At 58.2% G+C, this 13737-nt stretch carries 12 protein-coding genes; 7 read left to right on the top strand and 5 right to left on the bottom strand.

The window, feature by feature from the left end; all coding sequences use genetic code 11:
• The first annotated feature begins 5 nt into the window (after positions 1–5).
• Together CFT68_RS15520 and CFT68_RS15515 are read left to right on the top strand one after the other, a co-directional pair.
• Positions 6–1340: a family 1 glycosylhydrolase gene (locus CFT68_RS15520; protein ID WP_245815409.1), complete on the top strand. Its 1335-nt coding sequence runs from the start codon at positions 6–8 to the stop codon at positions 1338–1340.
• Between the two features lie 31 nt (positions 1341–1371).
• Positions 1372–2109 carry an SDR family NAD(P)-dependent oxidoreductase gene (locus CFT68_RS15515; protein ID WP_088844444.1) on the top strand — a complete coding sequence of 246 codons (738 nt, stop codon included), beginning with the start codon at positions 1372–1374 and terminating at the stop codon, positions 2107–2109.
• Here the strand turns inward: CFT68_RS15515 and CFT68_RS15510 are convergent.
• From CFT68_RS15510 to CFT68_RS15500, 3 genes are all read right to left on the bottom strand, one after another.
• On the bottom strand, positions 2106–2726 hold the full coding sequence (locus CFT68_RS15510; protein WP_088844443.1) for an HAD family hydrolase: 621 nt from the start codon (positions 2724–2726) through the stop codon (positions 2106–2108). The two genes, CFT68_RS15515 and CFT68_RS15510, sit on opposite strands and share 4 nt — an antisense overlap.
• A 275-nt stretch (positions 2727–3001) precedes the next feature.
• Entirely contained in the window at positions 3002–3412 is a 411-nt protein-coding gene (locus tag CFT68_RS15505; RefSeq protein ID WP_088844442.1) for a hypothetical protein, read from the bottom strand.
• A gap of 116 nt (positions 3413–3528) precedes the next feature.
• Positions 3529–4500: a N(4)-(beta-N-acetylglucosaminyl)-L-asparaginase gene (locus CFT68_RS15500; RefSeq protein ID WP_245815408.1), complete on the bottom strand. Its 972-nt coding sequence runs from the start codon at positions 4498–4500 to the stop codon at positions 3529–3531.
• Between the two features lie 458 nt (positions 4501–4958).
• Between CFT68_RS15500 and CFT68_RS15495 the strand changes: the two genes are divergently transcribed.
• The 4 genes from CFT68_RS15495 (at position 4959) to CFT68_RS15480 (ending at position 9229) form a co-directional block, all read left to right on the top strand.
• Positions 4959–5426, top strand: coding sequence for a YsnF/AvaK domain-containing protein (locus CFT68_RS15495; protein ID WP_088844440.1), 468 nt, complete (start codon positions 4959–4961; stop codon positions 5424–5426).
• 35 nt (positions 5427–5461) lie between these two features.
• The gene (locus CFT68_RS15490) at positions 5462–6361 is read left to right on the top strand and encodes a YsnF/AvaK domain-containing protein (RefSeq protein WP_088844439.1); all 900 of its coding nucleotides are present in this window, start codon (positions 5462–5464) and stop codon (positions 6359–6361) included.
• A 143-nt stretch (positions 6362–6504) separates the two neighbouring features.
• Entirely contained in the window at positions 6505–8133 is a 1629-nt protein-coding gene (locus tag CFT68_RS15485; protein ID WP_088844438.1) for an amidohydrolase, read from the top strand.
• A 250-nt stretch (positions 8134–8383) separates the two neighbouring features.
• Positions 8384–9229: an energy transducer TonB gene (locus tag CFT68_RS15480; RefSeq protein WP_088844437.1), complete on the top strand. Its 846-nt coding sequence runs from the start codon at positions 8384–8386 to the stop codon at positions 9227–9229.
• Between the two features lie 7 nt (positions 9230–9236).
• On the opposite strand, the gene CFT68_RS15475 is transcribed toward CFT68_RS15480, so the two are convergent.
• Positions 9237–11060, bottom strand: coding sequence for a PAS domain-containing sensor histidine kinase (locus tag CFT68_RS15475; protein WP_170934821.1), 1824 nt, complete (start codon positions 11058–11060; stop codon positions 9237–9239).
• Positions 11061–11153: 93 nt separating this feature from the next.
• The gene (locus CFT68_RS15470; RefSeq protein WP_088844435.1) at positions 11154–11597 is read right to left on the bottom strand and encodes a BLUF domain-containing protein; all 444 of its coding nucleotides are present in this window, start codon (positions 11595–11597) and stop codon (positions 11154–11156) included.
• 524 nt (positions 11598–12121) lie between these two features.
• On the opposite strand from CFT68_RS15470, the gene CFT68_RS15465 reads away from it, so the two are divergent.
• Positions 12122–13522, top strand: coding sequence for a S8 family peptidase (locus CFT68_RS15465; protein ID WP_088844434.1), 1401 nt, complete (start codon positions 12122–12124; stop codon positions 13520–13522).
• The last annotated feature ends 215 nt before the right edge of the window (positions 13523–13737 follow it).

Raw genomic sequence — 13737 nt, 5'->3', positions numbered from 1 at the left:
ACGCCTTGTCTTACCCTGCCATGACCCCTCACTTCCTGTTCGCTACCGGCATCGAAAACAGCAACCCTACCATCCATAACGGCAAAACTCGGGTAGATGAGATGGAGAAGTGCGGGCACTACCGGTATTGGCAAAAGGATTTTGATTTGGTGGAAGAACTGGGTATCAGCTTCTTGCGCTACGGGCCACCCATTCATACTACCTGGCTGGGACCGGGCCGCTACGACTGGTCGTTTGCCGATGATACGTTTCGCGACTTGTACCGGCGCAATATTGCGCCTATCGTGGACCTGTGCCACTTTGGGGTGCCCGACTGGATGGGGAACTTCCAGAACCCCGAGTTTCCGGAGCTATTTGCCGATTACGCCAAGGCGTTTGCCACCCGTTTTCCGTGGGTGCAGCTCTATACACCCGTAAACGAGATGTTTATCTGCGCCGAATTTTCGGCGCTTTTTGGGTGGTGGAACGAGCAGCTGAAATCAGACAAAGCGTTCATAACGGCACTTAAGCACATCGTGAAAGCCAATGTGCTGGCCATGAAATCTATTGCCGAGGTGCGGCCCGATGCGCTGTTTATCCAGAGCGAGTCGTCGGAGTATTTTCATGCGGAGAACCCCGCGGCCATCCGCCCCGCCGAGCTGCTGAACGCCAAGCGCTTTCTCTCGCTGGACCTGAACTATGGGCGCCGGGTAGATTCGGAAATGTATGAGTACCTGATGGATAACGGCATGACGCGAGAGGAGTACCATTTCTTCCTGCACAACCGCCTGAAGCATCAGTGCATCATGGGCAACGACTACTACCGCACCAACGAGCACCGCGTGCACGCCGACGGTACCACCCGCGCCTCGGGCGAAATCTTCGGCTACCACGTTATCACACGCCAGTATCACGACCGCTACCGCCTGCCCGTGATGCACACCGAAACCAATCTGTGGCAGGGCCCCTGCGGCGACGAAGCCGTGAACTGGCTCTGGAAGGAGTGGGCCAATGTGCTGCGCGTGCGGAACGATGGCGTGCCGATTGTGGGCTTCACGTGGTATTCGCTCACCGATCAGGTAGACTGGGACACGGCCCTGCGTGAGAACAACGGCATCGTAAATCCGCTGGGCCTCTACGACCTCGACCGCAATATCCGGCCCGTAGGCCAGGCCTACAAGCAGCTCATCAGTGACTGGCGCCAGGTGCTGCCCGCCCAAAGTGTGTGCCTGCAGGTACCCATTGTGATGCCCAAAGACACCAACGAAAACTTCGCGCAGGAAAAGCAAGCCGATGCCCAGCAAGCCAGCCAGGATAGCTCTACGATGGCGGCCAACACTACCTCCGCCAATTCACTCTAATACCTCACTACCTCACGTATTTCCCCTTTTCATGCGTTTTAACGATAAAGTAGTCCTCGTAACGGGCGGCGCCAGCGGTATTGGGCTGGCTATTTGCAAACGCATGGCCAGCGAAGGCGCCCGCCTAGTGCTGGTAGATTACAGCCAGGAAAAGCTCGACAAAGCCGTGCCTCTACTCACGGCCGCCGGAGCCCCCGAAGTGTGGCCTAGCCTCTGTGATGTAGGCGTCGAAGCCCAGGTAGAGGCCACAGTGCAAGGCGCCCTGCAGAAGTTTGGCCGACTGGATGTGGTGGTGAACAACGCGGGCCTGATGCAGTTCAAGCCCCTCGAAGAGCTGACCGGCGAGGACTGGATGCGTATTCTGAATGTTGACCTGCTAGGCGCTTTCTATTTCACCAAGCAGGCATTTCTGCACATGAAGCCAGGCGGCACCATCGTAAACGTGTCCAGCATTCATGCCATCGAAACCAGCCCGCTGGTAGCACCTTACGCCGCCGCGAAGGCTGCCGTAAATTCCCTCACGCGCTCAGCGGCGCTGGAAGGCAAGGCCAAAGGGCTGCGCGTGAACTCGGTGCTGCCCGGTGCCATCGATACGCCCATGCTTTGGGAAAACCCCAACGTGAAATCGGGCGCCGAAAAGATTGACCCCGCCGACGTAGGCCGCCCCGAAGACGTAGCCGCCCTGGTGGCCTACCTGGCCTCCGCTGATGCCGAATTTGTGCAAGGCGCCGAAGTGCGCGTAGATGGCGGCCGCCTGGGCCACCTCTAGGCCACTACCTGCAGGGCCTCCAGCTCCGCGCGCAGCTGCTCCGGCGACTGGAAGTGCACGGTCTGGAAACCGATGGCTTTTGCCGCTAAAATGTTGCGCTCATTGTCATCAATGAACACGGCCTGGCCGGGCTCTAGCTGGTAGCGGGTGAGGAGGGTGTGGTAAAAACCGGGGAAAGGCTTGCGCGACTTCTCGGTGCCCGAAACCACAATGGCCTCAAACCAGTGCAGAAACTCAAACTGCTCCAGCGCCACCGGAAACGTCTCTTCCGACCAGTTGGTGAGGGCATAGAGGCGGTAGCGGCCACTGTTGCGGAGCTCCGTCAGGATATCCACGGTGCCTTGTATGGCACCGCCCAGCATCTCGGGCCAGCGGCCGTAGAAGTGCTCAATCAGCTCGCGGTGCTCCGGATACTGGCCTACGAGCTGGGCCGTAGCCTCGGCCAGCGTGCGGCCGGCGTCCTGCTCCTCATTCCAGTCTGGCGTAGTGATGGTGCTCAGAAACGTCTCCATCTGCTGCTCATCGGCCATGAGCTTTCTATACAGATAGCGCGGATTCCAGTCGATGAGCACGCCGCCCAAATCGAAGACGATGGTAGTAATAGCAGAGGAGGCCATAAGGAAAGCAGGAGGTGGAAGGCAGTTGCGCACACCCGGTAAGGCCAGGTGAGTCCTGCAAAAGAAGCAAAACCTGCCTAATCACTGCTTGGTAGTGCTAGTGCCTAATTGCAGGTGTATTGCTTGAGGGCGTATGCTCGGCATTTATAGCCCACCCTTGGCGCGCGGTTCACACTCCTAGGCCAGTGCAGCTACCACCAACCAAAAAGCCAGCCCCCGCAAGAGGGCTGGCTTTTTTTGTTCAGACGCGGCCTACGTAGGCCACTCTTTGGGCGCTATTTCGTGAGTGTATACTGGCCGGTGCCGGAGTCGTAGGTGCCGCTGGCATAGGTAGAGCGGCCATATTCATCGATGATATCTACGCTGAACATATACACGCCTCCGCAGCCCAGACCATAAGTAATGCCATCGGGCGGCGTGATGGTGGTAACACGTGTCCAGTGCATCAGTGGAACATTCTTCACTACATAGGCCCTGATTCTGTCCTTAATAGTTTGGGTAGGTGCCACGCACTCACCACCATTACCATCGCTCGGTGGGTCTACGGGTGGGCAGGTTTCGCAAGGAACGTTGTTGGCAGTTTGCACCACGCTTTTAGGAGAAGCGGGTTCCTGTGTAATGGAGCAGCTGCTCAGCAGAGCAGTAGCCAGTGCCAGCACCGCAGGGGCGCGAAATAATTTTTTCATAATGGGTAAGGATAGATGGTGGATGGATACCCAAATCAGCCGTTATTCCATCTATTGGACAAGGACAATTGTCTCGGAATTGTGACAAAAGTCGTTTATCATTTCGCCTAAAGGCTTTATCCCAATAAATACTCACTCTGAATGAGTTGCTGCTGATTTTCGGGGGTGCATACGGCATAGCTGAAGCCTTTTTGGAGCGAGTAGGCCCCGTGCTGGCCCTGGTTGCTGACGGCAATAAAGCACACCTGAATGTCATGGGCCTTGGCGCCTTTAATCTTGGCAATACGCTCTACAGCGGCTTTGCAGGCGGCTTTCGGCGAGAGACCCTGCCGCATCAGCTCTACTACCGTATGGGCTCCGGCCATCCTAATTACGTCTTCGCCCTGGCCGGTAGCGGCGGCGGCCCATACCGCGTTGTCTACGAACAGCCCCGACCCAATAAGTGACGAGTCGCCGAGGCGGCCGCGCATCTTGAAGCCCATGCCGCTGGTAGTGCAGCTGCCACTTAGGTTGCCGTGGGCATCCTGGGCTAGCATAGCAATGGTATCGTGGTTGTTGGCGCCACCTACCGGACCCGTTGGCTTTTGGTTGCCCGAGTTCTCTATGTTGATAACCGGGCGGTACTGGCTGGTTTTCAGCCATTCGCGGTATGCCTTATCCGCATCGGGGCTGAGTTTCTGCGGCTCCAGCGGGAAGCCTTGGGCTACGGCAAACTGCTGGGCTCCTTCGCCCACCAGCATAACATGGGGCGTGTGCTCCATTACGCGCCGTGCCACCGCTATGGGGTGCTTAATGCGCTCCAGGGCCGCCACGCTGCCGCAATTAAACTGCTCGTCCATGATGCAGGCGTCCAGGGTCACGATGCCTTCCCGGTCGGGGTTGCCACCCAGCCCGACGCAGCAGTTCTGCGAAGCTTCCGTCACCATCACACCAGCTTCCACCGCATCCAGGGCCCGCCCGCCCTTGCTGAGCACTTTCCAGGCCCCCAGGTTGGCGGCCAGGCCATCATTCCAGGTAGAAATAACCAGGGGTTTGTCGGTAGCCGCTGGTGCAGGCAGAGCATCGGCTAAGGGGCTGGCCGCCAGCACGGTCAGGCCGGCAGCTGAGCAAGTGATAAACTGGCGACGAGTAGGTATAACGGCGGGCAGACAGAAGTGTAGGCGCCAAAGAAAGCAAGTTTCAGCGGGGTTTCGTCGCTTCTTGTATCGCGCGTATCCTTTGGGTAGACCTGTGCCTTTCGAACTGCTTGGTTCCCCACACCCGTGAGCCTAGCCCACTAGGTCAGTAGGCCTCTGCAAGAGAATGTCAATAAAATCTTGTGCTTCGGTGCATGTATGAGCTATTGAGTTTTAGTTGAATAGTTATAGTAGCCAAGAGCATCAACTGCTCAGTTTCAATGCCCTTTATCCGTGAAGTAAGCTCGTAAATGGCTTGAGGATAAAGGTTTGGCTAGCGCAAATAATTTATAAAAGCTAAGCTAGGAAGAAAGAAAAAGTTCAGCTTGCTGCTAACAACGTGGCCTAAGATTCGGCGTAGAATCAACCCCATGAGCACTACACCAACTTCTCCTATTGGGTCTGACGACCGACTGTCTGCTCACGCCGCCGAGACGGTGATCTTGCCTGTCATTGAAGAGCAGGCAATCATCCGGCGTGAGGTAGTAGAAACCGGCCGAGTACACCTGACCAAAAAGGTAGAGGAGCACGAAGAAACGCTGAACTTCACTCTGCTTCATGATGAAGTGAAAGTAGAACGCGTGCCCATCAATGCCTTTGTAGCCGATGGTGCCACGCTACCAGGTGTGCGCTATGAAGGCGATACCATGATCATACCTGTGGTGCGCGAAGTGGTGGTAAAACGCATGCTAGTAGTGGAAGAGTTGCATGTTACTAAGCACGAGGTGCCCACCCAGGAAAGCCACACCGTGGTACTGCGCCAAGAGTCGGTGCAAGTACAGCGCGAATCACTTATTACCCCCAGCGGAATCTCTCCTGCAGAGAATACGGCTAATTAATGACATCCCATTCACCCCAACCCATCCATCAAGCTATGAACCAGACAGTAGTAGGTATCTTCGAAACCGCTGCCCAAGCGCAGCAAGCCGCTCAACGCCTTGCCGCCGCCGGCTTTAGCACCGAGCATGTAGACGTTTCTTCCAACACCTCGGGTAGCACCAGCGGCTCGCAGGGTTCCGATAGCAATTACCGCAACAGCAGTGGTACCGCCGTAGAAGGCGCTGCCGACGCAGCCGGCCGTACGGCTGAGCAGGCTGGTGACGGTATCAGCAACTTCTTTAGCAACCTGTTTGGTGGCGACGACTCTGATGACGCCCGTCGCTATTCTCATGTGGCCCGCAACAGTGGTTCTGTAGTAACGGTGCATGCGCACTCGGCCGAAAACGCGCACCAAGCAGCCCAGATTCTGGACGAAGCCGGTGCAGTAGATGTAAATGAGCGTGCTAGCCAGACCGGCTACCAGACGGGCAACAACTATAGCGCTGGTAGCACTGCTAGCAATGTGCAAGGTGGCGCTACTGCTCAGGTAATCGAGGAAAACCTGCAGGTAGGCAAGCGAGTAGAGCAGACAGGCGGTGCTCGGTTGCGGAGCCGCATTGTGGAGCGCCCCGTGGAGGCTAGTGTACGCCTCCGCGAAGAGCACGTGAATGTAGAGCGCCGCCCCGTAGACCGACCCGCTACCGAAGCCGATTTTGCCGCTTTCAAGGAAGGCAATATTGAGATTACAGAAAGCGCAGAGCGTGCTGTAGTAGGCAAAGAGGCCCGAGTAGTAGAGGAAGTATCGTTAGGCAAGGAAGTAACCGAGCGCGAAGAAGTAGTGCGCGACACAGTGCGCAAAACCGAAGTAGACGTAGAGCGCTTGGATGGCCGTACGGGCGTTGATACCCGCACTAACACGGATTCTGATTCCGATTACAACCAGCGCAACAGATAGGTAGCGCAGTTGAGGAGCAACATATGTAAGGCCCTTCGGAAATTCCGGGGGGCCTTCTTGCTTTGGTAGCAGGGGGCAGGCCTGTGTATTATTTGTATATTCAGCAATCTATATGGTTATAAACACGTCCACGTCAGCTTACTATGAAAAAGCTCCTGGTGCTCGTCTTCCTGACTGTACGGCTGATAGCAGTGGCCTACGGGCAGCAGCCTCCCGCCGATCTGGTTCTCCTGAACGGGAACATCTTCACGGCCGATGTTGGCAGGCCTAGCGCCCAGGCCCTAGCTATCCGGGGCGAGCGAATTGTGGCCGTCGGTACGGATGCGGAAGTTAGCCGGTGGGTGGGCCCAAACACCCGCCGCCTCGACCTGCAGGGCCGGCTCGTAACGCCGGGCTTCAATGACGCGCACATGCATTTTGACCCTCTGCCTGCGGGCATACGGCTGGCCTTCTCAAGTATGGAGCCCACCTGGGCCGAAACTGCCCAGGCCATCAAAGCCGCAGCGCAACAGGCCCCCGCTGGCACCTGGATTTTTGGCTCGGTAGGGGCCAAGGTGGTGCTGGATACCCTCGTGAACCGGGCGGCGCTGGATGCCTTGGCTCCCAACCACCCAGTGCTGCTGCAAGCCCACTACGGGCACACGCACATTCTGAATACGCAGGCAATGCCCCGCCTGCAGCTGGCGGCTGAGCAGCCTAACCCTATGGGCGGTATATTTGAGCGTGTGGCCGGCTTCCGCCAGATCAATGGGCGGCTACAGGAGTATGCGCAGTGGCATCCTCAGCGCCTGCTCAGTGAGCAGGTGCCCGATACGGCCGTGCTACGGGAGCTTAGGGCCTTGGCCAATCAGGCAATGGGCTTCGGAGTTACTTCCATACAGGTGTTTTCTACGATACCCGTGGCCCGCTTTGCCCGGCTTCTGGTGCAAGCCAACCTGCCGATTCGGGTGCACGCGCGCCCTTTTCCGGCTACCTCTCCTCAGGGCCGCGAAACCGCCGAGCTACGCCAACTGTCAACGTTACGCCAGCCTGCACCCCGCGTACGGATAAGTGGCCTGAAATGGGTGCTAGACGGTACGCCCTATGAGCGCGGCGCGGCCTTGCGCTCCGACTACCTGGACCGTCCGGGCTGGAAAGGACGGCTAAATTTCAGCGAGGCCGAAGTGGCCAAGATGGTGCGGGAAGGCTTGGAGTGGAAACAGCCCATGCTCTTCCACTGTGCCGGCGACCGTTCGGCCGAAGCAGTACTGAAGGCATTGGAAAGCTATGGCACCAAGGTAAACTGGCCGGCGCAGCGGGTACGCATTGAGCACGGCGACGGAGTGCTGCGCGATCTGCAGCCCCGCGCCAAACAACTAGGTGTGGTGGTCGTCCAAAACCCCATCCATTTCCTGCAGCCCGAGTTGTTCAGGCAGCGCTGGGGCTCGCAGAGGCAGCCGCTGCGCTCCTTGCTGGCAGCAGGCATCCCGGTAGCCATTGGCTCCGATGGCCCCCTGAATCCGTTTCTAAATATTATGGCCGCCATCATCGACCCCGCCAACCCTGCCGAAGCCATTACAGGGCAGCAGGCGGTGCAGGCCTACACGGCAGGCTCGGCCTACGCCGAATTTGCGGAGCAGGATAAAGGTGCCCTGGCCGTAGGCAAGCTTGCCGACTTGGCGGTTTTGTCGCAGGATATCTTTAAGCTGCCGCCACCTGAGCTGCCCAAAACCACCAGTTTGCTCACGCTGGTAGGCGGCCAGATTGTGTATGATGCCCAGGTACTGAAGTAACCTCTGGGCCGTGTTACGCCACGGTATCCTTTTGCAAACCACTCATCTCAGAAAGCAGCGCCTAGGCCACATAAACAGGCCTCGGCCTGTGTGCTATGGGCGGCCAGCAAGAAATAACCTGCCTGGTTTGCGAGGCGTATGGCTTTGATTTTTTATATTTAGCCAAATCCGTTGGTAGGTCTGCCTTCAACTCCGGCGGAAGCGTGTTTCGTTTGTTTTGTGTGCTTGAGGGCCGTTGGGGTGCTTGTTTATGGTAAAATTCTATCAATTTTTTGTTTGGTTCTTCCTGAGTTTCCTTCTACTGAGTGCGCCACAGGCTAGTTTTGGGCAAGCGCTGAAAAAGGTAGTAGTGGTAAGCCAGAACCCCGTTTTCAAGGAGGCCTACTCGGTGCTTTCTGCTGACAAAACCAAGAAACAGGGACCCTACCAGAAGTACATAGGCAAGAAGAACCAGCTTCTCACCAGCGGCCATTACACCAACGGCCAGAAGGACAGCACCTGGACGGAGTATTACGCCGACGGTGAAACCATCCGGGAGCGAGGCACCTACTATCAGGATCAGAAAGTGGGCATGTGGGAGTTCTACACGCCCGAGGGCACGCTGGAGCAGAACTACGACTATACCTATCAGCAGGTACTGTTCAGCCGCCCGCCCGCCCACGACCGGCGCGTGTTTAAGCTCTGGAGTGAAGAAGATGACTGCCGCGATACGCTGCAGCTAGAGAAGAAACCCATGTACATAGGTGGCCTAGAGGCCATGCAGCGCGTGGTTCGGCAGAACCTGCACTATCCGCCGCAGGCCCAGAAAAGTCGAATCGGCGGCACGGCCTGGATTGCATTTCTGATTGACAGCGAAGGCAAAACCTCCAACTACAAGATAGTCAAGAAGCTCGGGGGCGGCTGCGATGCGGAGGCCTTGCGCGTTGTAAAGCTGATACCCTCTACCTGGGTGCCGGGGCGGCTGGAAGGCCGGGCCGTAACGGTGGTCTGTGAGATGCCCGTGGTCTTTACCGCACCTGCTGCTCCGGCCGCGCCCCAGCGTGCACCTCAGAAAGGCAGCAAACGCAGGTACTCCTCCCGGCTGAGCGCCCGCTAGCGGCTCCTTACTCGAACCAGTGGATGATGAAGGTGGTACCCTGGCCTACGGTGCTCTTCACTTCCAGATGCCCCCCGCGGGTATCAATAATGCGCTGCACCAGATAGAGTCCTACGCCGGCCCCGGCAATGTGCGGGTGCTGCCGCTCGAAGGGGTGGAACGTGGGAGCTGTTTCATGGCCTACAGCCATGCCTAGGCCATTGTCCTGCACCCACAACTGCGGCTGCCCGCTCTCCGAAAGCGTGCTGGTGATGTGCACCTCAAGCAGCCGCTCGGGGTGGGCAAACTTCAGGGCATTCGTGAGCAGATTGTGCAGCACGCTGCGCAGATTGGCGCGGCCATACACCAGCGTGGGGGCCTGCGTTACGTTCAGCTGGAAGGTAGCACCCGCTTCCTGCACCTGCAGGCGCATTCCCAATAGTACCTCCTCGGCCACACTGCGCAGGTCCAGCTCCTCCGTAGGGGCGGCCAGTTCGCGCTGATCTTGCACGGTAGCGGCCAGCTCCTGCAACGTGCCGTCCAGTTGGCGCAAGGCTTCGTCTACCATCTCCAGCAGCACCTCCCGCTCGGGGTCGTGGAAGGTGGCGGCGCGGCGCAATTCCTCAAACAGCCCGCGCAGATTAAACAGCGGCTGCTTCAGATCGTGGGAGGCGGTGTACACAAAGGTGTCCAGGTCGCGGTTGGTGCGGGCCAGCTCGTCGTACTGGGTCTGGAGTACCTCACGCAGGCGGTGCTGGTCGTCAACATCGGTGCAGGCCCCAAACCAGCGCAGCCCCCTGGAGTCGGCCAGGCGCCGCGCCCGAATGATGTGCCAGCGGTACTGCCCATCGTGGCGGCGCATGCGGTACAGGCCCTCGTAGTCTTCGCCGGAGGCCACGCACTGCACCCAACGCCGGGCGGCGGCGGCCTGCTCCGTGGAGTCAAGCAGAGCAATCCAGCCTGTAGGGCCCAGCTCATCGGAAGTAAGGCCCGTGTACTCGGCCGTGTGCTGGTTGTAATAATCGATAAACCCTTCGGCCGTGGCCGTCCAGATCAGCTGCAGAATGCTGTCGGCCAGAAAGCGAAGCTCGGCTTCGCCGCGGCGCAGAACTTCGGCCAGCTCGCGCTGGTCATGCACCTCCGTAACGGCTCCGTGCCAGAACACGGGTTTATCGGGGGCGTGCAGCTCCGGCAGCGCGCGGCTCAGCACCCAGCGGTATTGTCCATCGTGGCGGCGCATACGGTATTCGAAGCTCCAGCCCACGCCGGCGGCCCGGGCAGAGTCGGCCTGGTAGAGCACCCGCAGTCGGTCTTCGGGGTGGATGAGCAGCGGCCAGATGGCGTTGAGGTCGGCGGTAGGGGGCTGCCCCGTAAAGTAGTACCACTGGGGGCTTACGTACTCGTAGGCGCCGGCCGCATCAACGGTAAAAATAATCTGCGGAGCCGTTTCCGTGAGTACCCGTAAGCGGGCATCGAGGCGGCGGGTTTCCAGGGCCAGCTCGTGGGCGCGTTGGCGGGCCTCTTCCTGCGCCGTAACATCCACGGCAAACAACAGCAAGCCCTGCGGCTGATCCTGCTCGTCGGTGAGGGGCTCCAGGGCCAAGTCGTAGTAACGGGACAGGACGCTGCCATCGGGCTCAGGATAAGCCAATGGGTAGGCTTTAGCTACATAGGGCCTGCCCGAGCGGTACACCTGCTGCATCACCTCCAGCAAATCGGCGGCCAGCACTCCTGGGTGCTCAGCCAATGATTGGCCCTCGGGCGTATCGCCGCCCAACAGGGCTTGCATGGCCTCATTCACGAACCCATAGCGCAGTTCCGGCCCCAAGAGGGTAACAATGCCAGCAGGCATATGCCGGAGAATACTCTGAAGCTGATGTTCGTGCATGAGGTAAGAAAGGATGGAGAGGTGCCGCAAAAGTAGGCACTGGCGCAAAAAAGTGGCCTAGGCGGGCACGGCCGCCGGTGCCACATCTGCCCCGAATACGGCCTGACGTACCAGGTCTACCAGCATGGCATCGGCAATGGTGAGCGTTTCGGGAGTGGGCGGCACCTGGTTGGGCAGAAAAAATCCTTCCAGCGACGAGAATCCCTCGGTTTCGAGCGGATGAAACGCCATTGACCAGTGGGGAAAGCTGCGGCGGGTAATGGGCCGGTTGATGAGCTGCCGGACGTTGGAGTGGCGTCCATCCTGGGCAATTTTTTCATACAGCGGCCCCAGAATAGCCGGGTCGCCCTCAATCAGCTGCGCGATATTACCGTGGCTATAAAACAGCACGCCCGTTACGTGGTGCAGGGCATTGTCGTGACGGCACTGGGCCAGCAGTTGTTGCAAGTCCTGGTCGGACAACGGGCGCACGGCCCGGCTCATGTACACGATATGATGCATGAAATGGAATTGCGTGGCTCACCCTCCAGGCACTAGCATAAGCCTAACATGCCGACGGGGTGAGAAACGGGCGCCGAGCGAGAGTGCAAGATACGTGTGCAAGGGCAGTGGCGGATGAGTATAGTTGAGCTTTTTCTGGAGCATTTGGCAGAGGCAAACAAAGGAAGGCAGTGCCTGCAACGCCTACGGGCGGCTTTATAAAAACCAAGTCTGGGTGAGGTGGCCTAGAGAGCTACCCGGGCGGCTGGTGCAGGTATGGTCTGCTGCCGGGCCGGGCTAGGCCACTCCTAAGCCACTCCTGGGGCGGCCAAGGGCGGCTCAGAAGCCAGCAATATTCCGCAAAAGGCATGTCACAAATTGGGCTAAATATTCCTGGCAATAGACAATAAAATCTTGTAAACTTACAGATGTTCATTGCCTGGCTTCATAGCCCAGTTGGAAAATGGCTTGCTCTGTAGCAACTGTTCAGCAGCTAGTTAGCTGGAAATTCATCTCTCTTCCTTCCACAACCTTTCTACAAACTCATGAAATTACTCCACCCATCCATCACGCGCACTTCCTGGTTGGCCGCTGGGCTTGTTTCAGCATTTGCCTTAGGCAGCTGCGAAAGCAACTTTGATTCTTCCGCGTCGGATAGCCTCGCGCAAACTCAGTCGGCTAATGCTGCTGGCGAGCCGGGCAAGGACTATGTGGCCAACGAGCTTCTGGTGAAGTTCAAGGCCGGCGCATCGGAAACGGCTAAAAGCAACGCGCTGGCTCATATCAGCGGCAAAGTATCGGAGAAAATCCTGACCAAAGCCATGCAGCGGGCCGGCGAGAAGGAAGGCCTTTTGGTGGTGCGCACACCCTTAACCGCTTTGGAGGCCATTGGCAAAATGCGCGGTGGCCTAGAGGTAGAATACGCCGAGCCTAACTACCTCTACACGCACAGCGTCGTTTCCGCTGACCCCTATTTCACAAATGGCTCGCTGTGGGGGCTCGATGCCAAGAATGCGTATGGCAGCCAAGCCTCTACGGCCTGGGCCGCTAATCATACGGGCTCAGCCGGTGTGTTCGTAGGCATTATCGACGAAGGCATTCAGTTCGAACATCCTGACCTAGCTGGCCAGATCTGGACCAATCCTTATGATAAGGCCGATGGTATAGACAACGACGGCAACGGCTACATCGACGACATCCATGGTTGGGACTTCGATGGCAACGACAACACCATCTACGACGGTGGCAGCCGCGGCAGCCTCGACGACCACGGCACGCACGTATCGGGCACGATTGGCGCCAAAGCCAATAACGGCCAGGGCGTAGCCGGTATGAACTGGAGCGTCACCATCATTTCCACGAAGTTCCTGGGCCGCCGCGGTGGCACCACCGCTAACGCCGTGAAAGCCGTAGATTATCTCAACGACCTGAAAACGCGTCACAGTCTGAACATTGTAGCCAGCAACAACTCTTGGGGTGGCGGGGGCTTTTCGCAGGCGCTGTCTGATGCCGTAACGCGGGCTAACATCGCCGACATCCTGTTCATAGCCGCGGCCGGCAACGGTGGCAGCGACGGCGTAGGGGATAACAACGATGCTACGGCCAGCTACCCCTCCAATCTGCCGCAAGCCAACGTAATTGCCGTAGCGGCCATTACCTCCACAGGCGCTAGGTCCAGCTTCTCCAACTACGGCGCTACTACCGTCGATATCGGGGCTCCCGGCTCCGGCATTTGGTCGAGCACGGCTTTCAGCATCTATGAGTCGTACAGCGGTACTTCCATGGCTACGCCCCACGTTACGGGCGCTGCAGCGCTATACGCGGCCAGTCATCCGGGCTCCTCAGCTGCCACCATCAAAGCCGCTATCCTCAATAGTGCCACCCCTACGTCTTCGCTATCAGGTAAATGCGTAACCGGTGGCCGTCTGAACGTGAGCGGCTTCTAACGCCGCCAGCACAGGTGGCCTAGGCCACTCCTGCACCAAAAAGCCCTGCCAGATGTGGTGGGGTTTTTTGTTGTAGACCAGTGAGCTACCACCAGCGGCTTGGGGTAATGACGAGCTGGGTGACGGAAGGATTTCGAGTTGTCCTCGCTAAAGGCATAAGATTTATTAGTAAATTACCATATGCAATTTGGTCTGGTTGCGCATGCGCCAGTGCC

Origin of the sequence: Hymenobacter gelipurpurascens (genome assembly GCF_900187375.1) — a bacterium.
GTDB classification, from domain to species: Bacteria; Bacteroidota; Bacteroidia; order Cytophagales; family Hymenobacteraceae; genus Hymenobacter; species Hymenobacter gelipurpurascens.
This window is presented reverse-complemented; position numbering and strand designations above follow the sequence as displayed.